This window comes from Lactobacillus sp. (assembly GCF_014803895.1).
In genome coordinates this window covers 77,893-101,617 of sequence record NZ_JAAVAU010000005.1, presented here as the reverse complement: position 1 = coordinate 101,617, position 23,725 = coordinate 77,893, and the positions used below count along the sequence as shown (strand labels likewise).

The following is a 23,725-nucleotide window of genomic DNA, read 5'->3' as shown; positions in this document are numbered from 1 at the left end:
CTATTTCATAAGGGATTTTTATTTATAATTATTTTGCTAAATTTTTGGCAAATTTAGGTGAAGTTTCTGCTGCAAAGAAGAGGTAGGGATATATTATGCTAACAAAAATAGCTTAGAGAAATCAGTAACTTCTTTGTTTTTAATCGATAATATTAGCTCCTAAGCAAGCTCTAAAATGGTTTAATGCCCAGTTTTGCCCAGCGGTATTTAAAGCAGCGACAGATTTTTCATGAATAACTAAATTATAATCGCGATTATAGGCATCTACTGCCGTGTGAAGGACACAAATATCGGTACATACCCCGGTTAGATGAAGGGTATCAATGTGACGATCACGTAAAATTAGATCAAGTGGTGTACCTGCAAAGGCAGAATAGCGTGTCTTGTCCATAAAAATTACGTGTTCATTGTCTTTATTTTTTTCATACCACGTTTGTAACTTACCGTAGAATTTTCTGCCCCAAGTGTTAGGTAAATTATGAGCTGGAAAGAGTTTGCTTTCAGGATGATAAGGATCATCTTTATAATGTAAGTCAGTTGGTAAAATAACCCAATTATTGTCGTCTAAAAATGTATCAGCTAAATTAACGATATTATTTTCTAATTTTTGAGCCGGCTTGCCACAAGTTAGAGCACCATTGTCATCAACAAAATCGTTAGTGTAGTCAATAATTAATAAAGCTTTGTTTGTCATACTTTTTCTCCAATCATTTTTTCTAGTATAAGAATCTTAACTGATTTCTGCAAACAATATGTTCCATGTGTAACAAAAAAGGTATTTCCGAAGAAATACCTAAAATATTAATCTTTGTAAAAAGTATCTTTAACTGCATGGGTGATGGCAATTTTAACATGTGCATAAGAAAGACCACCTTGGATATAGAGACGGTATGGGGGACGAATTGGACCATCTGAAGAAAGTTCAATAGTAGATCCTTCTACAAAGCTTCCAGAAGCCATCACAACTTCATCTTCATAACCATCTTGATGATAAGGAATAGGATCTACAAATGAATTCATTGGGGAATAGTGTTGAATTGCTGCACAAAACTTAATCATTGGATCAGGTTCACCAAAGGTAACGGTTTGGACAATATCAGTTCTTGGTGCATCCCATTTAGGTGCAACATCCATCCCCATTTCTTCACATAAAGCAGCCGTATAAATCATTCCTTTTTGTGCTTCCCCAGTAGTATGAGCAGCCATAAAAAATCCTTGGTACATGTCTCGCATGTAACCCCAGGTTGCTCCCTCACTTTTACCAGCACCAGGAACGGTTAGACGTGAACCAGCACCTTCAATTAAATCTTTACGACCTACTAAGAAGGCGCCACCTTTAACAATTCCTGCACCTGCATTTTTATATAGTGACCCTGCCATAATATCAGCACCAAAGAAAGTAGGCTCTTCAGTTTCAGAAAATTCACCATAACAATTATCAATAAAAATATTTACATCAGGACGATTTTCTTTAACGAATTCAATCATTTTTTTGATTTTAGCAACAGTAAAGCTATCTCTGACAGAGTAGCCGAGTGAACGCTGAATTGCTACTACCTTAATTGCGGGATTCATAATATCTGTTTTGGCCTTTTTATAGTCGACTTCACCATTATCCAGTAATTCTGTAGTAGCGAAATTAATGCCCCATTCTTTCATATTACCCGGTTTATTACCAGCCAGACCAATAACTTCTTGAATGGTGTCGTATGGAGTTCCAGTTAGATAGTAAAGGGTATCATTCGGACGTAGCATACTAAATAAGGCAGTAGAGATGGCATGGGTACCAGAAGCGAATTGAGGACGAACAAGTGCATCATCAACCTTAAAATAGTTAGCATAAATTTTTTCAAGTTTATCGCGGCCAATATTATCATAGCCATAACCAGTGGAGGGAACTAGATCTTCTTCACCAACATGGTGTTTTCTAAATAAGTTAAGTACGCGTTGTTGATTGTAAAGTACTTGTTCATCGATTTCTTCTAAGCGAGGTTGAATCTTTTTTTCAACCTTTTCAACTTTTTCTTGTAATTCTTGTGGTAAATCTTTTTTCCAAGATAATGTCATTTTGTAAAAAACCTCCAAATAAATTATTTTAGTACTTCAGCTTGAACAGAAATTTTGCCATCTTTACTTTGATTCCAATAAACGCCTTGAATTTCTGGAACAAAGCCTGGGAAGCGCTCAATAGCTCCAACTAGAACTTCAAAGTATTTCTGATCAATAGCTCCCCACTTTTCACCAGGAGCGACGATAAAGACGCCTGGTGGATAAGGAAGGGCTCCCTCGGCAGCAATTCGTCCTTGAACTTTGGATAGATCAACTAGTTCACTTTCATTTTTTATGAAAAACGTATCAGCTTCTTTAGGAAGTAAGGTGTAGTTTTGCATATTAGATTTTGCAAAGAGCTCCTGTTGAAGAGTAAAAGTATTGCTATCCTTATAGTAGTTATGCATTTCTTGGCATAGTTGCTTGAGAGTATAGCCTTTATATCGGTCAGAATAAGTTTGAGCAAGTTTGGGCATAACTTTTTTAAGGGGTACATCTTTATTGTAAAGTTCTTCAAATTCTAAAAATGCATCTAGCAATATATTGAGTTCTGCCTCACTGTCACCGGGTGTGAGTAAGAAAAGAATTGAATTCAAATCACCTTTAGCGCGGATGATCCTTTTCTCCATTAAAAATTCAGAGACGATTGGAGCTGGAATTCCAGTAGCTTCATATTTCTTTTTTGAAATATTTATTCCCGGGGTAATAACGGTAATTTTAGTTGGATCAAGCATTGCCTCACCCTTTGCTATTTTTTGGAATCCATGCCAAGTTTCATTTGGATTAAGTTGCCAGTATTTGCTGCTAGTTGCTAAGTCATTGATAGAAATCTCACCAAAATTATCTGGTACAAATGGACGAAAAAGTTTAGATTTCTTAAGAAGTTGTTTACGCCATTTAATACCTAAGCAAACAACTTCGTCCCACCATTGGCGATTGCTTGATCCAGCTGTAATATAAGCATTCGAGGTTAAGGAAGCATAAAGTGGATAAGAGTAACTTGAAGTTACAAATTTTAGGTAAGCATGATTAAAATGTTTGTGGTCAACGTAACGTTTTTGTCCCTTAATATGGGCATCTTTTTTTAAAATTTGTGAAGTTTGAGCCAAACCTGCTTGTTGCTTATGCAGTGATTGGGTTACTAAAATTCCTGGGTCGTCTGGACCGTATTTTAAATTGAGTGGTGAAAGTTGGCTGGTAAGTGGCATAAATTGTTCAAATCCAGCCCAAGCAGAATCAAATAAAATGTAATCACAAAGTTTGCCAATTTTATCAATGATCCATTGCGCATTATAAAAAATCCCATCATAAGTATCTGCTTGAACGATTGCTAATCTAAAAGGACGTTTCTTTTGAGCTTTTTGTGGTGCAACTTTAGCAATTTGTTTACGAATATTTTTTTCGCTAAGAGCTGCTGGATCCATTTCACCAATTAAACCTAGAGGATTACGGTCTGTGGGAATATAAACAGGTTTAGCACCTGTCATTACTAGTGCACTGTTATAAAGGGATTTATGATTATTTCTATCAAATAGAACTAGGTCACCTTCAGTTAAAAGTGCATTCGCACATATTGAGTTAGAACTAGTTGTACCGTTAGTACAGAAATAAACTTTATCGGCATTATAAGTTTGAGCTGCCTTTTGTTCAGCACTTAAGGGTGTACCATCATGTGTCATAGTATCACCAAGTTCAGGTACAGTATCACTTGTATCAGCATACATTAGGTTTTTACCAAAAAAATTATTGAAGAGAGCACCTGCAGGATGCTTATCATAGTATTGACCATTATGATGACCAGGTGTGGTAAAGCTAATTGGTTGATCTTGAGCAAAATTAATTAAATCAGTTAGAAAACCTGGAACCATTTTATCAATATAGGTTTGAGCTGCGTGTTTAATTTTCTTTAAATCTTCTTTGTTAAGTTGAGAATTATTAACTGAAATAATAGGAATAGGGAGACCGGAAGTTTGTTGCAAATTTTTAGCAGTTGTAAAAGCAGCTTGATCGTCTTGTTTTAATACAATTGCTGCTAATTGAGCAGCATTGATATGATTAGAAAGCGATTCTGTAGAAATATCAGCATCGTTAATTTTAATGTCATTGCCAATGGCAATTTTCAAAAAATTCATCGTTTCCCCTTCCAAGTTGATAAAATTATAAAAAAAGTCTTGCAACTAATGAGAAAATCATTATAATTTTCTCCATATGTCCTGTTACATTTTATAAGGATACTTTGGGATAAATTATATAAATCGTTGGGGAAATATACAAGTGAAATTAAGAATTTCGTTCTTACCACCAAATCGTCCAAGCCCAAGGTTCTCTTCTAACCCAAAATAAAGTGCAAGTATTTTAGATTAGAGGAGAGCTATGGCTTTAGAAACAGAAACCATCAATTTAGAACCAAATAAAAAACACTATATGAGCTGGCCAGTCATTGCGTTGATTGACTTTGTTACAATTATCAGTTTTGAAAATATTTTCTATCCATTTCAAAATCAAGGATTATCTGTGGTTATTTCATGGATCTTTCTGCTATTTTCTTACGTAATACCTTACGCACTGATTTCAAGTCAGATGAGTTTAACCTTTGATAATCAAGAAGGTGGTCTTGCTTCTTGGGTACGTCGGAGTAGTAACGATACTTTAGGTTACTGGACTTCTTGGATGTATTGGGTCCAGAGTGTACCTTATATTGTAGATGTCTCCAACTCAGTTATCGTATCTTTCAGTTGGATGATTTTTGGTAATAATTCCCTCGACAAAAAAATGTCAACCTTTTGGTTTGGGATGCTAACATTTGTAATTATTTTAATTTTCATTTTATTAGAAAATAAACTCAAAAATTCTCTAGAAATTCTCTCACTGATCGGTGGGGGTGCGATGTTTATTATGTCATTCCTATTTGTTGCTTTAGCAGCATGGGCAGTGCTTCATAACGGACACCACATCGCTACTCAACCATTCAACTGGGGTGCGTTTAAACCAAGCTTTAGTTTGAACTACTTTTCAACTACAGGTTTATTGATTTTTGCAATGTCTGGGGCAGAATTGGCTGCACCATATGTTTCTGAAATGAAAAATCCTAAGCGCGATTTCCCTAAGTCAATGTGGATGCTCGCAATTATGACGGGATTCTTAACTATCTTTGGTACTTTAGCATTGGCAATGTTCTTTAATGCTCACCATATCCCACATGACTTCAAGATGAACGGTCCTTACTATGCCTTCCAGTTACTTGGAGAAAGCTTGGGAATGGGCAAGATCTTGATGTATATCTTTGCTGTTGTGCAGGCACTCTTTATGATGGCTCAACTTGCCGTTTTACTTGATGCTTCAAGTCGTGTATTTGCCGGTGATGTGGCTGATAAGTTTATGCCTAAGTGGCTTACTAAAAAGAACAAGAATGGTCGTCCAGTTCACTCTTATACCTTTACTGTTGGGTTGAGTTTGTTCTTATTACTTTTAACTGGTACTTTGCCAAATATCAATACAATTTATAACTGGCTCTTGAATATCAACGGTATTATTTCACCGTACAAGACTTGTTGGGTATTCTTCGCCTTTGTAGCAATGAGAATGCACCAAGAGAAGTATCATTCTGATTATGTCTTTATTAAAAATAAAACTGGTGCTTTGACTGTGGGATTCTGGTGCTTGATATTCACATTTGTTTGTGCGACCTTAGGTTTTATTCCACAAAATGTTAAATTTGGTACCAGTGGTTTTAACCACCAATTATTACTTAACGTGATAACTGTTATTGTGCTCTTTGGTTTAGGCTTTATCTTGCCAATTCTTAGGAAGCGAGAAGCTAGACGTGAGCAGATGATGGAAAAGTAATTGAAGCAAAAAATCTTCGTTTATTCTTGTATAAGCGAAGATTTTTATTATATTCAAAAAAGAATTTTGGGAAGGAGTAAAATAATGACAATTGGAGAAGCATTGAAAGATGAACAAAGAAGACTAGGATTAAATAATAAGCAAATGGCAGGGAATATAATGTCACAAGCAACTTATTCAAAGGTCATAAATGAGAAGCAAATATTGAATAGTGAAGCTTTAGTACAACTATTGCTATTCCATGATATTGATGTCGAAGATTTCTTTGAAAAACTGAAGGAAACATATATATCTAGTAGAAAAGATTGTATAGATAAAATTAGGAAGCAAATGTTTATTGAAGCAAATACAGGAAATTTAAAAGAAGTACAACTATTAATAACTAAGTTAAAAGAGTTAGAATTATCAGATTCGGAATTATTCCATGACTATTTGATAGTTGCTGATTTAACTAAAAATTTAGATAAGCTAGATAGTAAAATTAAAAATCAGATCATTAATAAAATTAAAAATGATTCAAATTGGATTAATAATCTTCCAGCTTTACGGTTGTTCGCAACATCACTAGTTATCTTATCGTCTGAATTAATAGAAGAAAAAATGAGTTTTTTCTTTTTTAAAATTAGTAGGATGAAAAAAATTTCTGAACATATGTTAGAAAGGTATGCAATGCTATGTGATAACTATTTGCATTGGAAATTTGATAAAAGAGAAGTAAAAAATATAAATGTTCAGAATGCATTAAGTTTTTTGTATGAATTACCAGATGTACCACATTTTATGATTTATAGAATCTCAGAAAAATATTATAGGAAATTATTTGATGGGGAGATTTTAGATGCCAGAAAAATTAAAGTTGAATTATTAAAACTTGGTTCGAAAACAGGCATTAATAATTGGCCACAGTAAAAATATTTCGTATTCGAAATTTTATTAAAAATAATAAAATTTAGTATTACTCTATCTCTAGAACATTTAAGAAAAGGGGAAATCATATGGATTGGGAAATGTTATTGCCAGTATTATTACCATAATAATTACATTTTGGAGGTAAATTATGAAAAAAAGTAAATTTTGGGTATTTAGTGCTTTATTATTAACTTTAGCTGGCATGGGGGAAGCTAGTAAAGTAGAAGCAGCTACTTTATCTACTACCCCTATTGCAAAATATAGGTATAAGTATAAGACTGCTTATTATTATGATAAGTCTATTTCTGATCATTATAAAAGTGTTTGGAGCCAGGCTATTAATGCATGGAAAAATAAAGGATTTGCATGGAAAAAAGCTGCAGATCATTCTAAAACTACTTTAAGCAGTTATGCTGGTAATGATACAAGTGTAGCAGGTTATGATACAGTAAACTATAACAAATCAACTGGTCAGATTATTTCGAGTGATGTCAGAATAAATAGAACTACTTTTAAAAAGTGGAATTATAGTACGTCAGATCAAGTACATGTTGCTGAACATGAACTTGGACATGCTTTAGGATTAAATCACAATAGTGTAGGTAGTATTTCTGTTATGAATCCTGCTAATAGATATTATCCAATAGAAGATTGTGATGTCCGTGGAATGAATAAGAGGTATTCTACAGTAGCATCATTTGATACAATTCCTGGGATGGAAAATCAAATTGTAACAATTACTGTATATGACACTATAAAACCAGAAATCAGAAGCATTAAAAGTAAATACGATTCTACTAAAAAGACACTTACTATCTCCGGGTTAGCTACTAAGGGCAAGAAGGTAGTCGTGAAGTATGGAAATAAAGAGGTAAAAACAACCTCTGTAAAAGATGGATCTTTTACAACTAATGTAAAGTTTACTGGCTATAAGACCTTCTCATTGTATGCAGTAGATGCTCATGGCAAAAAGGTAACCTCTACTACAAAATTATCGTCTTCTAAGTATGCGGCTAAACAACCAGTTGCGTTGAAAACTGTACGTACTAAAAAAGGCATTACCGCTACTTTGAGTACGGAACCAAATAGTTCAGTTTCGCTTTATTATTTAGGTAAAAAAATTAGCAGTAAGAAAACAACTTCTGATAAAACTAAGGTCTTTATTTCTGCTGAAGAATTAAAGGGGAAGAAGAATTATTTCACTGTTAAGCAATTTAAAAAGAATAAGAAAGTCAGTCAAGCTACCAAGATCAAAATTAATAAAGTTGGAATTGTTTCAGTTATAAATTATTAATCAGTGAAATTAATTGAATATAAAAAGAAAGTTCGTAGATTTTGAAGTCTACGAACTTTTTATTTAGTCTTTGGAAGATTTTAAGTATATTTTTTTATCAAACATATTTAAAATTTCTGATGATAAATTATGAGCTATAAAAATAATAGTATTATCTGTATCAAGTAATTTCTTTAATATTTTTAAAGTGCTTTTTGAGTCAATAGCTGAGGTACCTTCATCAATTAAGAGTAATTCACTATTGTATAATTTTGAGCGGGCTAAGATTATTTTTTGCCGTTGGCCGCCAGAATACACATTATTGTTTAAATCAATTTGGCTATTTATACCCTTAGGAAATTTCTTTAAATCAGCTGTCAGATCAAATTTAGAAGCCCAGTATAGTGCTTCATCATTTAGCTGGGGGTTAAATAAGGTAATATTATCAGCTATTGTCCCAGGGAATAAGATAGGATCTTGGGGAACATAACCAATTTCAGAAGGATTGGGGTGAATTTCTTTGTTATTTGAATTTTTAAAAGTGATTTTTCCTGTAGTAGGCTTATAGGTCCCTAAAATTAGTTTAAATAAAGTACTCTTACCAGTGCCGCTGTCTCCTAAAAGTAATACTTTTTCACCCTTTTTAATTTTGATATCAGGATAATGAATAAGTTCGCTTGAACTTGCTTTGAAGCTAAGATTATTTAATGAAAGGGCTGCAAAGTCGGTTATATCTGAGTGAGATGGAAAATTACTTTCAATGTGAGAATCTAATTGTTTTTTTATAGAGTTATTTACTTCATGACTGGAGTTTAATAGGGTCAAATTAGTAGCTACAGCCACTAAATTAGTAAAAATACTACTGGCGAAATTACCAATACTGAAAAAAACACCAAATTCAACTGCGTTATTGATTATTAGAATACCTGTTACTGTTAAAATAATACTCTGAGCTAAAATATTAACTGAATAATTAATAGAGTTAATTTCGCTATTTTTTTTGCTTAAATTAATGGTAGATTGTTCTAATTTGCTACTTCCTTTAGCAAAGATAGACTTAAAAATATTACTTCGCTTATATCTTTGTAATACTGCTAAGCCATTAATCCAGTCAGATACTACGTTTAAGTATTTTTTATTACTATCTGACAACATAGAAGTTGCCTTTTCAACAGGTTTAGAAAGTAATTTAGGCAACATTAGGATAATTAAGGCCAAAACTATTATTAAAACAAATAATAGACGACTATAAGAATAAACAAAAATTGCGGAAAGAATAATTTCTAAACCACATGATAATATTTTTAAACAAGGATCTAATAGGCTGTCGCTAACTATTTTTATATCATTTGTTAGTCTATTTTGAGCTGCGGACACATTAACACCTTTAATCCAGTAATATTGAGTAATCTGTTCTCTGATGTGATGAATATAGTTCTGCTGTGCCTTATTGTATAAATAGACGGCAATATACTTAATAATTCCTCCGCCTACAGTAGCCAAGGTTGAGATTATGAGTAATTCAATGAATACTGAGATATGGCCACCTTTCAAAGTGTTGCCGATAGCAGTTAGCAAATTAGTTCCTGCCGCTAGAGCAATTGATCCAATTAGTATGAAGGAAATAATCACTAATGATAGACCTACATTATATTATATTTAAATAGATTCTTTATAGACATTAAATTCACAACTTTCTTTTATGGTAAAGCGTTTAGTATTTTGGTCAATCCACGGTTTCCTTCATCAATATCTAAGGATATCCTATCAAAAGAAGATGTAATCAAGTATGCAATATTATTTAATTTTAAGCAGTAATACGGTAGTCTGTTAGCCATAATTGTAATATTCTCTATGACTTTTTTGTCATGGAATTTTTTAGAATAGGTATTTAAAGATAATATTATTCCTAATAAACCTCTAGAAAAACCTCCAGTTTTTGGCATAAAAGAAGTTTTAAGATTATCGACAATTTGCTTAATATTATTATCAAATAGTTTTGAATGAGTTATATCACGATATAAAAGAAAATTGATTAACATACCAGCAGATCCATCTTCTAAATATGGTGATAAGTATGAGGAGGAGTAAGTCATTTTATATCCAATAAACTTTGAATCTTTATTTACTTTATAAAGTTTATCAATCGTGCATAAAATATCTTTTATTTGTTGAATCTGTTCTTTAGTAATAGCATTTTTTAGACAACAGTAGACTAGAGAGAGAATATTTCCTAATTTGAGTTGTTGCGCTTGCTTATTGTTTTTTACGGTATGTAGTATATTTTCAAGTTTGTCTAACTCTAAAAAAAGTTTCTTTTTGCTGATATTTTTGTTTAGGATGTAGCTATATCTAAGTGAATTTAAATTATTATTAAAAATAAAGTCACTATTGTCATCAAATTTAAAAATTTTCGAATCGTTTTCTGAAGTTACCCTATCGATATAAGCAGATTGTAAAGCTAAAGTAGCTTTTTTAAGAATAGATTTATAACTTATTTTTTCTTTTTTTACGTGAAATATTGCATTTCCATTATCTGATAATAGTACAGTTTCGGATAAAGAAATTAAATCTACAGACTCAGAGAAAAGTAACTTTTTGACAATATTAGAATAGACTTTTGGAAGGTTATAGGTAGATAAATATTCGTCGAAAAACTCATAAGACATTTTTCCTGATGTATCAATTTTTAAGAACATATTTGCTCTGGTAAATAATGATATTATCAAGTATCCCAATTGTTGATTATCTTGTCGTTCTAAGTTCAAATAAGGAGTTCTATTATCAAAAAATCCTGGAGTTCTATAAAAAGAATAGTTTTCATTGATGTCGGAAAAAAATTCTGATTGAGCTAAATCAATAAAATTAACAGAGTTATTGTCTATGTCGATTAAAATATTTTTAGCTGATATGTCACCCAAAAATATTTTATTTTGATGCAATTTTTCTAATTTGTTTATTAAGTCAACTATTATTAGCTTGTATCTTAAAATGGTGGCTTCTCTTTTAGATGAATCAACAAAGTTGTTTCTAATATCTGCTCTAAAAGAGTCAATATCCTCACCCTTTACAAGACTTTCGACTAAAAAATAATCTTTGTCTTCATAAAATTCATCCTTGTAAGTTGGTAAAAAGTTAAATTTGCTTAATCGTTTTAAGTTTTTGGCTTCATTTTGCAGTAGCTGAATTGAGGTTTCATAATTTTGACCACTCATATATCCAGACTTAGCATTTTTTAAAATAAATTTTTGTTTATTATTATCTTCTACAATAAATGTAGATCCGGAAGCTTTATTATTTAAAGCTCTAACTGGAAAGTATTTATTAAAAAGTATTTTGCTTTTTTTATTATCATCAATATTTTTTGGAAAAGGTTCAGTGACCCAATTTGGAATATAATATATTAGATTTTTATAATCTTCATAATAATCATTTTTATTATTTGGATTAAATATAAGCATATTAGGTCCTGTAATAATTCCATATCTATAGTAAATTATTGAAGAATCTTTATATCTTCTATCAGATATTACTTCTATACCTTCGTAATTTTTTAATTGCTTTATTCTATAGAGATTGTTGATATGTTTTTTAAACTCGTAGTAATTATCAGGATAAATAGTGATAAATTTACCACTAGACCACACTTTTGCATTACCACTCAAATTTTTTGAAATATTTGATGTATTGGAAATGTACTTAAAACAAACATTATTGTTTTTGCAGTAGTTAAAGATTATATCTAGAATTTTTTTATAATTTTTTAAAGTAGCAGATACATGTATTTTAAATCCTTGGTGAGGTAAGGGAACAGTATTAAAATTAAATTGTAAATAGTAATTATTTTCATTTCTACTAATAAAGACTTCATCAGATTTTTTAAATCCTGATGGTAATATGTTGGTAGAGAATTTGTCTTTTTCTAATAATAGATTATTAATATCATTTAAGTAATTTAGTTCCATTCTTATTGTCCTCTTTTTTATTAAATTTTAATATTTTATATATTTTTTTGCAATTATTTATTTACTTTTAATCAAATTAAAACTATAATACAATCAATATTAAAGAAATTTAATATTGATTGTATCTAGGAGGAAATTATTATGGAAGCTTTAAAGGAATTACAATTGCTTGCAACTAAGGATGAAGAGAAAGATCTAGTTGATCAATTTGAAGATAGTCATAATTGTAAGGGAATAACTATTGTCTGTGCCAATTAGTCTTCTATCCGGCAAGTTATGATGTATGAAAAATCATACTTTTTTTATAATATATAAAAATACTGGTAATCTCGGCTTAATTTTATGAAACCTTGATTACCAGTATTTTTTGATTTTTAATTTGTTTCAGCAATTTTAGTCTTATTTAAAAGCAATGATGACGTTACAACGGAAACGGAGGAGAAGGCCATTGCTAGTGCCGCAAGCTCAGGACTAAGTTCAAATCCTACAGCCACAAAGACACCCGCTGCAATTGGAATACCGATCGTGTTGTAAATCAGAGCCCAGAACAAGTTGAGTTTGATTCGGTTGAAAGTCTTTTTAGAAATATCAAGGGCACGAACTACACCACGGAGGTCATTTTGAACTAAGACGATACCACCAGCATCGATGGCAATATCAGTACCAGAACCCATCGCAATTCCGACATCTGCAGTAGAAAGGGCAGGGGCATCATTGATACCGTCGCCAACGAAGGCAACTTTGTGGTTACCATGTTGAAGCTCTTTAATGTGCTCGGCCTTTTCATTAGGAAGTACGCCAGCGATTACTTGATCAATTCCCACTTGCTTGGCAATAGCTTGGGCAACTTTTTCATTATCACCAGTAAGCATTACGGTTTTGAGACCACGTGCTTTAAGTTCAGAAATTGCTTGCTTAGAGCTTGGCTTAGGAGCATCTTGAATGGCAATTAAGCCAATTATTTTGCCATTTAAGCCAACATAAACAACAGTTTTAGCTTGGTTTTGTAGGGTAGAAGCTTGAGTGGACATTTTCTGGGAAATATCTATATCTTCAAGCAATCTGTCACTACCAACGAAAGCAACTTGGTCATTGTAGTACGCTTTTACACCTTTACCTTCGATAGCTTCAAATTCTTTGACCTTAACTGGGGTAATATTTTCTTCTTCAGCTTTTTTCAAAATTGCGGCTGCTAATGGGTGCTCAGAGGATTCTTCAAGACTAGCAGCTACAGCAATAACTTGCTTTTCATCACCAACAACATTAGTAACTTGTGGCTTACCAACAGTGATAGTTCCAGTCTTGTCAAAAACTACAGTATCTAGGTCGCTAACTTCTTCAAGAACTTCACCATTTTTGATTAAAACACCCATCTTGGCGCTACGAGCAGTTCCGACCATCAAGGCAGTTGGGGTTGCAAGTCCTAAAGCACATGGGCATGCAATTACGACCACACTTACCGCAAATAGCATTGCTTCAACTGGGGTAGCTCCTAAGAAGGAGTACCATACCACGAAGGTTACGATAGCAATGATTAAAACAGCAGGAACGAAAATATTAGAAATCTTATCAGTTAAGTTTTGAATTGGAGCGTGACTAGTCTGTGCCTTTTTAACTAAATCGACGATTTGAGCAAGCATGGTGTCAGAGCCAACCTTGGTAGCTTTAAAGGTAATCGTACCATTACTGTTGATAGTTGAACCAACAACAGTGTCACCAACTTTTTTAATCACAGGCATACTTTCACCAGTCACCATCGATTCATCCAAGGTTGTACTACCTTCAGTAATTGTACCGTCAACGGGGACCTTTTCACCTGGCTTAACACGAATGAGGTCGCCAACTTGAACTTGATCAAGTGGTACCTTGACGAATTTGCCGTCTTTGAGAACTTCGGCATCTTTCGCCTGAAGTCCCATTAATTTGCCTAAAGCGTCGGATGCATTGTCATGCATTTTTTCTTCCATGGCATCCCCAAGTAAAACGAAGACTGTTACAAAGGCAGCACTTTCGAAGTAAACTGCACGACCTGTAATCATGGCAAAGATACTATAGAAATAGGCGACTGCCGTTCCGACAGCTACGAGAGTATTCATATTAGCATGATGCTTCTTGAATGCCCCAATTGCACTCTTCCAGTAAGGTGCAGCACTAATTGCCATAATAATCGTTGTGGTGATAAGGGCAATCCAGTTGTACCCTGGCATCATCCAGTGAAATGGCATAGTGAACATTTGCACCAACATTGGAATTGATAGTACAAATGAAATCCAGAAGCGTTGAATATTAGTGAGCTTCATTATTTAACAACTACCTTCCCATGGAACATATCCATTCCACAAGCCCAGTCATATGTTCCAGGCTTGTCAGTAGGAATATTTACTGTAATTTCTTTTTTACCATCAAGTTTGTCATCAACGTTAAGGTCCTTGAAGACAACTTCGTTCATGCATCCCATATTGTCAGATGCAATAAATTTTAATTGTGCAGGTTTTCCTTGTTTAAAAGTAATAGTATCTGGTTTATAACCGTGATTTTCTGCATTTACAATAACTTTTTTGGTTTGATTTTTAGAAAAAATACTCATTTTATTTTACGATAACCTTTCCATGAAACATGTCCATTCCACAAGCATAATTGAAAGTGCCAGCTCTATCAGTGGGAATGTCGATAGTAGTAATTTTTTGTTTTGTTAAATCTTTGTTAACACCAAGTTGTTCAAAGACAACGTGTGATAAACAGGCTGTAGAGTCTTGCATATCAAAGTTAACTTGAGCGGGAATGCCCTTTTTTAAAACTATAGTAGCCGGTGAATAGCCCCCATTTACAACAATTGTAGCAGTTTGTTCATCATTGACGACTGTACTTTCACCAGCAGCTTCTTGGTGTTTACCAAAGAACCACCAAATAATAAAGCCAATTAATATTAGGCCAATCACAATGGCACTGATTTCACCAATATTCATTATTCATGCCTCCTAGCAAATAGTGTTATCTTCTAAGCAGTTACAAGGTACCATTTCAGGTGCGCTTTTTTCTTTTTCAACGATAACATCGTTCATCTCAATTAAATCACCTTTAGAGATAGGTGATTTTTTTAACAACTCCAGAATTACTTCCCCCTTGTGCATATCGCAGAGCTTGTTGAGGAGTTCGTTGGTTGCTTTTTTCATCATCTCAATTTGAGAAACAGTTGGTAAGTAGATAAAGCGACGACCATCTTTTTCGGTCTTAAGTAATCCCTTTTGAATGAGTCGACGTACTAAGGTCTTGATCGTTGAGTCACTCCAATCATTCTTTTTTTGTAATTCAGTGATGATTTGCGAAGTGTAGGCCTTCTTAAGAGTCCAGATGATTCTCATTACTTCCCATTCACTGTCAGAAATATTAGTTTCTAAATAGTGAGCCATAAAGTTGCTCCTTTCGTTTACATTTGTAACTATAACAACTTTGGTTACATTTGTCAACGAAAAAATAAATAAAAAAAGTTAGTATTCGGCTAACTTTTTTATTTAATTTTTATGTCTTGTCATTTAAAAATTGGCTAAGTTAATAATTTTATCGCATTGCTGAGCTTGCTTAAGATTATGAGTGACCATTAAGATAGTTTTACCATATTTAGAACGTAATTTTTCAATTTCTTCAAAAGCAAGCTGAGCATGTTTTTCATCTAAGGAACCTGTCGGTTCATCTGCTAAAATAATTTTTCCAGGCTTCAATATTGTTCGAGCAAGGGCAACTCTTTGTTGTTCTCCACCAGATAGACTAGATACTTGCTCATTTAAAAGATACGAAATATCTAAGTCTTTGAGTACCTGGGAAATATTTTCTTTTTTAGTATGAGAAGAAGATTTTATAAAATGCATAGCCAGTAATAAGTTATCTTTAACTGACTTATTGGGGATAAGCGCAAAAGATTGGAAGAGATAATTAATTACATCTCGGCGCCACATAGTAGCTTTTTTACTATTAATAGATGGAGCGGATTCATTTAAGAGCGAGAAGCTACCAGCAGTGCTAGATTCTAATAATCCGAGAATATTAAGTAGAGTGGATTTTCCGCATCCGGAAGGACCGACGAATGCCACAAATTCTTTTTCTTTAATTTTAAAGCTCAGATTTTCAAAGATAGTACGTGTACCAAATTTCTTAGTTAGGTGAGTAACTTGGACAGCATAATTTGTCATCCTATTCCTCCTTAAATTGATTGATAATATCCGAAAATTGATTTCGAGATAAGTAAAAATAAAATACGATTAATTCTATTAAAAAAGTAATTAAAATAATTGGAATTCCTATTTTACTGCGTGCAATTAAAATAATAACTATTTCTATAAGTGAAGTAAGAGTAATGAATAAAAGTGGAAGTCCATAAATTTGTTTGAAATTAAAGCCTAGAAATTTTTTAACAGCAATTTGCTGCTGGTTGATAGTTTTGTAAGCCGTAGCTAACACGATAATTAAGAGGCAAAGAATTCCCATTAGAAAAATTAGCACAATCCCGAAGAGGGTTAATGTTTCCCAGAGATTTTTTTGTTCACCATCAATATAACTAGAGATAGTTGTATAAGTTCGTATATTGTCTTCCAAATGATACTTTTGGAGGCGCTGTGGTGTAAAAATACTTTTAGCAATTTTTTGATTTTGGAATTTTAATGGACTTTCTAAACCTGAAGTTTGAATATTTCCAATATTTTCATAAGTCATATTGGCTGGTGTGAGTATATCAATAATAGGTGTTTTACCATTAGATGGCTCAGTTGATTCATTATTCCATAAAAAAATATCTTGATTAGGATGATAAAGAACAATCGCTACTTGTTTATTTTTGCTAAAAGTAGTTTGAACATCACTTTTACTTATTCCATCAGTAACAAAATCTTTGAGAAAAACTTTGAGATTTTTTTGTTCTTTATATGAATAAGTATCAGGTACGTAAAAAATCCTAAGTCCGTGTTTTGCTTTGGTCAAGATAGAAGGAGAGACAAAAAAGTTGATCTTTTTGAGATAATTTGGTGAAACCGTTAAAATAGTGAACGGCTTGGTTGGCATTTTTTTATATAAAAGCCTATCAGAAATCCAGTCTTTAGATCTATAAAAAGAACTGATATAGTAAACACCTTTTTTATCAGCAATATCTTTATAAAAGTTTAGTGTATCGTGATATAAAGATGAAGAAGGATCTCCAGGAGAACTTGGGCCATCTTTACCGGAATCAAAGCTTTTTAAAATGACCATTTTTTCAACTTTATGCCACTGTAGAGCTTGCTGAGTGTTAGCAACTATAGATTTAGTTGGACCATCAATATAAATAGAAACTGTTAGTAAAACACCACTAATTAAAAGATAAATTCCAGCGATGAAAGAATAGAGAATAGTTTTAGGGTAGCGTCCCTTGATTAAGGAAATATTTTTTAAAGTGAGGATAAGCAAAGAATCTATCAGATAAATAATGATTAGGAGAGCGATATTAACTAGGGATGCTAGGAAGAAAGTTAAAATAAATAATGTAAAGAAAGAAATTCTTCCAAAATAAACACTTAGAATAATCGAAGATAATATTCCCCAGAAAATAATAAATTTTAAAAAGGGTTTAAAACGGGCATAAAGAATATTCTTTTTGGACCATCCTAATAAAATTAAAGTTCCAAATTCTTTTAATGATGAGAGTAAATAAACAAAGAAGTAAGCGAATATTCCCAAACTTGTTATTAGTATTCCGCCTATTAAGAAGGTAGTAGTTAAACCAGTATCTTGGGCACTTCCTGATTTAGCACTAGTAAAGTCACTTTGATGCAAAGATGTGATTTTAGCCAAATTACTAATGATAGAATTATATGTATTTGTCGAAGATAGACCAACTAGCTGGTATTGTCCTGAAATTGTTTTGGCTAATTGATTAAATTTTTGTAGTTTATAAATAATTACTTGATTGGAAAAAGGAAATTTATAAATTGGGGCTAGTTGATTAATTGAACCTCTTCCTAAACCTAAAGTTGCATTTTCATTATTAGAGTGAAGAAGTCTGGTTAAAGAGTTACTCTTTAAAATTGAACGCCCATAAAATTCGAAATAGTCTTCAACTTTAGAAGCATCCCTTGCAACCCCAAGAGAAAAAGAATCTCCAATATTGTCTTTTCTCAAAAGTAAAAAATTATTCTTTTCAGCTTCGGAGGTAAGATAGTCAATTACCTCATCTTTTTTATTAACGGAAATATTATTTAGATAAATATTGTAAGATGTTTGGTTGTTTAAATAATCTTGCCATTGATTTTCATATTTATCTGCTAAAAAAGTGAGTGAACTTAGGATAATTAAAATGGTTTGAATTATGATTAAAGCGTACCCGATGAGATGAGTATGCTTTAAATTTTTGCTTTTAGTTTTCATTATCTGCAATCTCAGTATGCTTCTACTCTTTTGGTAGGATTAGTCCAAGTTTTTGCTTCAGCCAGGACACCTTTCTTCTTCCAGCCACTATTTACATCGTTGACAGAAGTACGGTGGGAATAATGACCGCTTTGACTAAGCCCATACTACCATAATTAATTTCCTTCTATATTTATTAAACTTAACTTTATTATAAAGAGCATGTCCTCTATTTGTAATATTCTGCTCATATATGAGCAGCAATAGTTTCAGAATTTGGGAAGTAGAGGAATTACACGTGTATCACCACTTTTAGATAAAATTTTTAAAATATTTTCAGTAGTAGTGGTGTCTCCTTCTTGGAATGCAAAAAAATAGAGTCCTATTATGCGATAAATACTTAGAGAAGGATATTGTGCAGTATTTTTTAGAAGTTTTGATATCTTTTTCCATACCACTGTATTTGGAGTCTGATAAGTATTGAATAAATAATTAATGCACATAGTACAGATTCTTTCTTGTATTTTTAATGGAAATTCAGAAATATTTTGATATCTTCGCAGAACTTGCGACATATAAATATCTAAATAATGTGAAGAAAACAGCTGCATTGAATTACCAAATAATTTCAAAGTCCATTGATTATCGGTCCAATTATCTATGAATAAAAGTTGTTGAATTTTTTGTTTGGTGATGACATCTATATCGCTGAAATTGTTAGTCAAAGTTGCAATAACTAAAATAGCACGCAGCTTTAGTTCATCAGAAACTTTAGAATGGTCAATTTTATCTTTTATTTTTTTTACTTTATCGAGGTCTTGAGCATAAAAAGCATCCCCTAATTGGTTAGAGAGATTTTCTTCAAAGTCTTTTGAAGTTGCTTTAGTATTGTTTAAACTTTCAATAAAACTTGAAATATTAATTTGATGAAACTTCAATAATTTGATCAATTTATCAGCAGTAATTTCAGAATTATCATTTTCAACTTTGCTATAGTAACTGCGGGATAAAATATCTCCAGCCATTTCTTCTTGGGTAAGATTTAATCTGGTACGTTCACGTTTTAGTATTTGTCCAATTGTCATTTAATCAACTTCTTTCTAAACAAAAATGATACTACTTAACTTAAGCAGTATCATTCTAAATCTAAATCAAAATACCATTACAGTGATCGATTTCATGTTGAATTACTTCGGCTATGAAGCCAGTGAAATTCTGAGTTTGTTTTTCAAAATTTAAGTTATCATATTGAACAGTAATGTCCTTGTAGCGCTTAGTCGAACGCTGTCCTTCAAGTGACAAGCATCCCTCGCTGGTAGTATATTCACCAGTCTTTTTGATAATCTTGGGATTAAGCATCACCATTGGAAGAGGCCCCACGAAGAAGGCAATGATGTTCTTATGTATCCCAATCATGTTTGCAGCAAGTCCTGCAGCACGGGTGCTGTTTGCGACTAAGGTATCGCGTAGATCATTAGCAGCTTGAATATCTACTTGAGTTGCGGGAGTAGATTTTTGGCTTAATAGCATTACATCATGAATAATATTTTGTTGAGTCATAATTAATCTTTCTTTAAAACGTATTTTTATATTCATTATAAAAGCCTTGCACTATACCGTACAAGGCTTAATTATTATCTTAAAAATATCATGCCATATTAGTTATTAAGAAGAAAACCACGAATATAATGAATAGGATATACATCATTGGGCTTACTTCTTTATAACGTTTAGCAGCAATCATTGTAATTGGATAGGCGATCATTCCAAGTGCTAATCCATCAGAAATAGAGTAAGTAAGAGGCATTCCTACAACTACTAAGAATGATGGAACAGCGATTTCAAAACTATCCCAGTCAATATGTTTAAGATTAGAAGCCATTAAGACTCCCACGATAATTAATGCTGGAGCTGTGACTGTGGTAGGAATAACTTGAAGAAGTGGACTAAAAATCATTGCAATCAAGAAGAAAGTACCAACAAAGATTGCGGTTAGTCCTGTTCGACCACCCATAGCGATACCAGCACTAGATTCAACAGAAGTACCAAGTGGAGCCGTACCTAAAATTGAGCCTTCGACCATAGCCAATGAGTCAGAAGCAAAGGCTTTACCAATACGGGGAATTTTCCCATCTTTATCAACTAAGCCAGCTTGCTGCGTCATTCCAATCAAAGTACCTGCGGTATCAAAAAAGGTAACTAATAAGAAGGTGAGGACGACCATGAAAAGTTGGGGTGTGTTAATATCTTTTAAATGGAATATAGCTTGACCAAAAGTTGGTGCTATACTTGGTGGACTTGAGATAATACCATGAGGCATCGGAATATTACCAATAATCATGCCAAAGATAGCAGTAATAATCATCCCGATAAAAATTGATCCAGGAACTTTGGCAGACATCAAAATTACTGTCAAAATTAGACCAAATAGGGTAATCCAGACATCATGGTTAGCAAATGAACCTAATCCAACTAGAGAAGACTTATTATCGATAATTAATTTACCGTTTTGTAAACCGATAAAGGCAATAAATAAACCAATACCAGCTGAAATTGCGTATTTTAAATCCTGCGGAATCGCATCAATAACTTTTTCACGTAGTTTTAAAACAGTAATCAAAATAAATAAAATTGAAGCAACTAACACCGCTGCCAAACCAGTTTGCCAATTGATATGCATTTCCGCACATACAGTATATGAGAAAAAGGCAGCACTACCAAGGGTTGGTGCTAGTGCAATAGGATAATTAGCTATTAGCCCCATAAGCAAACAACCAATAGCAGTTGCAATGGCTGTAACTGTAAAAGCAGCTCCCTTTGGAATTCCAGAAGCGCTTAAAATATTAGGGTTAACAAATAAGATGTAGGAGAGACTGACAAATGTAGTTAATGCGGCAATTAACTCTTGTTTGACAGTGGTATGAGCATCTTGTAAATGAAAGACTTTGTTCAATGTCTGCATTTTTTCCTCCGATTATTAAATTATTGTATAAACTAATTGCTTAATTGTTACTAGTGTAGCACAAAAATTTAAGCTGATTTTAGAAAAAATGAATTTCTTTGCTTGACCTTTACCTTAGGTAAGACTGTATTTTAAAAATTGAAGGGAGGAAGAGTAATGTCAAAAGAAGAATATACTATTGGGCAAGTAGCTAAAAAATTAAAAACGACTCCTAGAGCGTTACGATTTTATGAGCAAAAAAAGCTCATCGTACCTAACAAAATTGATACAAATGGCTATCGTATCTATAGTGAAAATGAGATTGAAAATTTACAAGTAATCTTGTATTTACGCTCTTTAGGATTCTCAGTTCAAAAAATTAAACACTTGCTTGCTGAAGAGAATAGTAGTCAATCCTTAGAATTATTAATTACCCAGGAAATAGCCAATAATAAGGATGAAATTGAAAATTTAAAGAAGAAGCAGAAAAAATTACTAGTTTTTAAAGAAATTCTACATAAGCGGAGATTAAAGAAAGAAAAGATTTCTGACATTACGGCAATTATGGAAAAGAACACTAAACTTGCGCAGCTTAGAAGAAGAACTATTTATTTTAGTATTGGAATTTTAGTCTTTGAAATTATTGGAATGATGTTGATAACTAATATCTTGCTTCAACATCACTTTCTCTTAGGAAAAGTGATGGCAGGAATATTAGTACTAATTTTGTTAATATTTTCTACTATGCTTGCAAAGAAATATTATGATTGCGTAGCTTATATATGCCCGAATTGTGGAACTAAATTCATTCCAACTTTTAAGCAATTTTTCTTTGCAGCTCATACCCCACGTTTTAGAAAGTTGCGTTGTCCGCACTGTAATAAAAAATCATATTGTTTAGAAGTGATTCGTTAGTTTTTTTAGTAAGAAAAAAGTGCCTCATTTGAGGCACTTTTGAATAGATTGATTTTAAAAATTTAACACCCATAGAAAAATTATGAAAACAACGAACAATACCCACATCATTGGAGTAACTTCTTTACCACGTTTGGTAGCAACCATACAAATTGGATAAGTAATCATTCCCCAAGCAAGACCATCAGAGATACTATATGCAAGGGGCATTCCAATCAAGATAAGGAATGAAGGAATTGCAATTTCTAACTTATTCCAGTGAATATGAGCAGTATTTTGAGCCATTAAAACTCCAACAATTATTAGCGCTGGTGCTGTGACTTGTGTAGTAAAGACTCCCAATAATGGGCTAAAGATCATTGAAATTAAAAAGAAGATTGCGACAAAGACAGCAGTTAATCCTGAACGACCGCCGACAGCAATACCAGCACTTGATTCAACATAAGCACCAACTGGAGAAGTACCAAATAGTGAACCAAATAACATTGCAGTTGAGTCAGAAGCTAGTGCTTTACCAACACGTGGCATCTTATTATTCTTCATGAAACCTGCTTGTTGAGCAAGTCCAATTAAGGTACCAGCAGTATCAAAAAATGTAACCAATAAGAAGGTAAGTACGACTACCCACATTTGAAGTGAATTAATATCTTTTAAGTGAAAAACAGCTTGGCCAAAAGTTGGTGCTAGGCTAGGAGCCATTGAAATTACTTTATGTGGAAGAGCAATTTGACCAGTACAGATACCGAAGATTGACGCAGCGACCATTCCTATAAAGATAGCACCAGGAACGTTTAAAATCATTAAGATAATAGTTACAAAAAGTCCAAAAATTGTAATCCAGACAAGTGGGTTGTGAAGAGAGCCTAATCCAACTAAAGTTGATTTATTTGCAACAATTAAACCACCATTTTGAAGACCTAAGAAAGCAATAAATAATCCAATACCAGAAGAAATGGCAAATTTTAAGTCAGCTGGAATAGAATCGATAATTTTTTCACGTAACTTTAAAGCTGTAATGATAATAAAGATAATGGAAGCTACAAATACACTAGCTAAAGCTGTTTGCCAAGATACTTTCATTCCTATACAAACGGTATAAGCAAAGAAGGCATTAATACCTAATGCAGGTGCTTCCCCAATTGGATAGTTAGCCACAATCCCCATAATTGCTGTACCAAGTGCGGCAGAAAGAGCAGTAGCAGTAAAAACGGCACCGGTATTCATCCCACTAGCACCTAAAACGCTAGGATTAACAAAAAGAATGTATGACATACTGATGAAAGTAGTTAATCCAGCGATAAATTCAGTTTTTATGCTAGTACCTAAGCTATCCAGTTTAAAGTACTTACTAATAAAGTCCATGTTTTCCTCCAAATAATAAAATGTTCGTGTTTTATAAGTAATAACAATACTAAAATAGTTTATCATTCATATTTTTATTTGTAAACACGAATTATC

Annotated in this window: 19 protein-coding genes; 4 read left to right on the top strand and 15 right to left on the bottom strand. The window is 32.8% G+C overall.

All coding sequences use genetic code 11. The features are described from left to right. Nucleotides 1-139 precede the first annotated feature (139 nt). From HDR40_RS02685 to HDR40_RS02675, 3 genes are all read right to left on the bottom strand, one after another. Entirely contained in the window at nucleotides 140-694 is a 555-nt protein-coding gene (locus HDR40_RS02685) for an isochorismatase family cysteine hydrolase (RefSeq protein WP_290626267.1), read from the bottom strand. 107 nt (nucleotides 695-801) lie between these two features. After that, complete coding sequence (locus tag HDR40_RS02680) at nucleotides 802-2,067, bottom strand: methionine gamma-lyase family protein (RefSeq protein ID WP_290626266.1); 1,266 nt, start codon at nucleotides 2,065-2,067, stop codon at nucleotides 802-804. 23 nt (nucleotides 2,068-2,090) lie between these two features. Next, on the bottom strand, nucleotides 2,091-4,181 hold the full coding sequence (locus HDR40_RS02675; protein ID WP_290626264.1) for a putative ornithine decarboxylase: 2,091 nt from the start codon (nucleotides 4,179-4,181) through the stop codon (nucleotides 2,091-2,093). Between the two features lie 241 nt (nucleotides 4,182-4,422). Between HDR40_RS02675 and HDR40_RS02670 the strand changes: the two genes are divergently transcribed. The 3 genes from HDR40_RS02670 (at nucleotide 4,423) to HDR40_RS02660 (ending at nucleotide 8,098) form a co-directional block, all read left to right on the top strand. Next, nucleotides 4,423-5,895, top strand: a complete 1,473-nt coding sequence (locus tag HDR40_RS02670; protein WP_290626263.1) for an APC family permease — start codon at nucleotides 4,423-4,425, stop codon at nucleotides 5,893-5,895. 84 nt (nucleotides 5,896-5,979) lie between these two features. Continuing rightward, a complete protein-coding gene (locus HDR40_RS02665) occupies nucleotides 5,980-6,804 on the top strand; it encodes a transcriptional regulator (RefSeq protein WP_290626261.1) in 825 nt (274 codons plus the stop codon). A gap of 148 nt (nucleotides 6,805-6,952) precedes the next feature. Beyond that, nucleotides 6,953-8,098, top strand: coding sequence for a matrixin family metalloprotease (locus tag HDR40_RS02660; protein ID WP_290626259.1), 1,146 nt, complete (start codon nucleotides 6,953-6,955; stop codon nucleotides 8,096-8,098). A gap of 63 nt (nucleotides 8,099-8,161) precedes the next feature. Here the strand turns inward: HDR40_RS02660 and HDR40_RS02655 are convergent, their stop codons facing one another. From HDR40_RS02655 to HDR40_RS02605, 11 genes are all read right to left on the bottom strand, one after another. Then, a complete protein-coding gene (locus HDR40_RS02655; RefSeq protein ID WP_290626258.1) occupies nucleotides 8,162-9,709 on the bottom strand; it encodes an ABC transporter ATP-binding protein in 1,548 nt (515 codons plus the stop codon). Nucleotides 9,710-9,777: 68 nt separating this feature from the next. Continuing rightward, on the bottom strand, nucleotides 9,778-12,042 hold the full coding sequence (locus HDR40_RS02650) for a serine/threonine protein kinase (RefSeq protein WP_290626256.1): 2,265 nt from the start codon (nucleotides 12,040-12,042) through the stop codon (nucleotides 9,778-9,780). A 374-nt stretch (nucleotides 12,043-12,416) separates the two neighbouring features. Then, nucleotides 12,417-14,342, bottom strand: coding sequence for a copper-translocating P-type ATPase (locus tag HDR40_RS02645; RefSeq protein WP_290626254.1), 1,926 nt, complete (start codon nucleotides 14,340-14,342; stop codon nucleotides 12,417-12,419). Continuing rightward, complete coding sequence (locus HDR40_RS02640; RefSeq protein WP_290626252.1) at nucleotides 14,342-14,629, bottom strand: cupredoxin domain-containing protein; 288 nt, start codon at nucleotides 14,627-14,629, stop codon at nucleotides 14,342-14,344. Before HDR40_RS02640 ends, HDR40_RS02645 begins: the two co-directional genes overlap by 1 nt. Before the next feature lies 1 nt (nucleotide 14,630). After that, a complete protein-coding gene (locus tag HDR40_RS02635; RefSeq protein WP_290626250.1) occupies nucleotides 14,631-15,008 on the bottom strand; it encodes a cupredoxin domain-containing protein in 378 nt (125 codons plus the stop codon). A gap of 12 nt (nucleotides 15,009-15,020) precedes the next feature. Beyond that, nucleotides 15,021-15,452: a CopY/TcrY family copper transport repressor gene (locus HDR40_RS02630; RefSeq protein ID WP_290626248.1), complete on the bottom strand. Its 432-nt coding sequence runs from the start codon at nucleotides 15,450-15,452 to the stop codon at nucleotides 15,021-15,023. Between the two features lie 123 nt (nucleotides 15,453-15,575). After that, on the bottom strand, nucleotides 15,576-16,229 hold the full coding sequence (locus HDR40_RS02625) for an ABC transporter ATP-binding protein (RefSeq protein WP_290626246.1): 654 nt from the start codon (nucleotides 16,227-16,229) through the stop codon (nucleotides 15,576-15,578). 1 nt (nucleotide 16,230) lies between these two features. Continuing rightward, nucleotides 16,231-18,432, bottom strand: a complete 2,202-nt coding sequence (locus HDR40_RS02620) for a hypothetical protein (protein ID WP_290626244.1) — start codon at nucleotides 18,430-18,432, stop codon at nucleotides 16,231-16,233. A 248-nt stretch (nucleotides 18,433-18,680) separates the two neighbouring features. Next, entirely contained in the window at nucleotides 18,681-19,496 is an 816-nt protein-coding gene (locus HDR40_RS02615) for a helix-turn-helix transcriptional regulator (protein ID WP_290626242.1), read from the bottom strand. Between the two features lie 61 nt (nucleotides 19,497-19,557). Further along, complete coding sequence (locus HDR40_RS02610; RefSeq protein ID WP_290626346.1) at nucleotides 19,558-19,971, bottom strand: peptide deformylase; 414 nt, start codon at nucleotides 19,969-19,971, stop codon at nucleotides 19,558-19,560. 88 nt (nucleotides 19,972-20,059) lie between these two features. Next, nucleotides 20,060-21,373, bottom strand: a complete 1,314-nt coding sequence (locus HDR40_RS02605) for an NCS2 family permease (RefSeq protein ID WP_290626240.1) — start codon at nucleotides 21,371-21,373, stop codon at nucleotides 20,060-20,062. Nucleotides 21,374-21,529: 156 nt separating this feature from the next. Here HDR40_RS02605 and HDR40_RS02600 point away from each other — a divergent pair, with 156 nt between their 5' ends. Next, on the top strand, nucleotides 21,530-22,267 hold the full coding sequence (locus HDR40_RS02600) for a MerR family transcriptional regulator (protein ID WP_290626238.1): 738 nt from the start codon (nucleotides 21,530-21,532) through the stop codon (nucleotides 22,265-22,267). Nucleotides 22,268-22,321: 54 nt separating this feature from the next. Here the strand turns inward: HDR40_RS02600 and HDR40_RS02595 are convergent, their stop codons facing one another. Beyond that, nucleotides 22,322-23,629 carry an NCS2 family permease gene (locus HDR40_RS02595; protein ID WP_290626236.1) on the bottom strand — a complete coding sequence of 436 codons (1,308 nt, stop codon included), beginning with the start codon at nucleotides 23,627-23,629 and terminating at the stop codon, nucleotides 22,322-22,324. Between the last annotated feature and the right edge of the window lie 96 nt (nucleotides 23,630-23,725).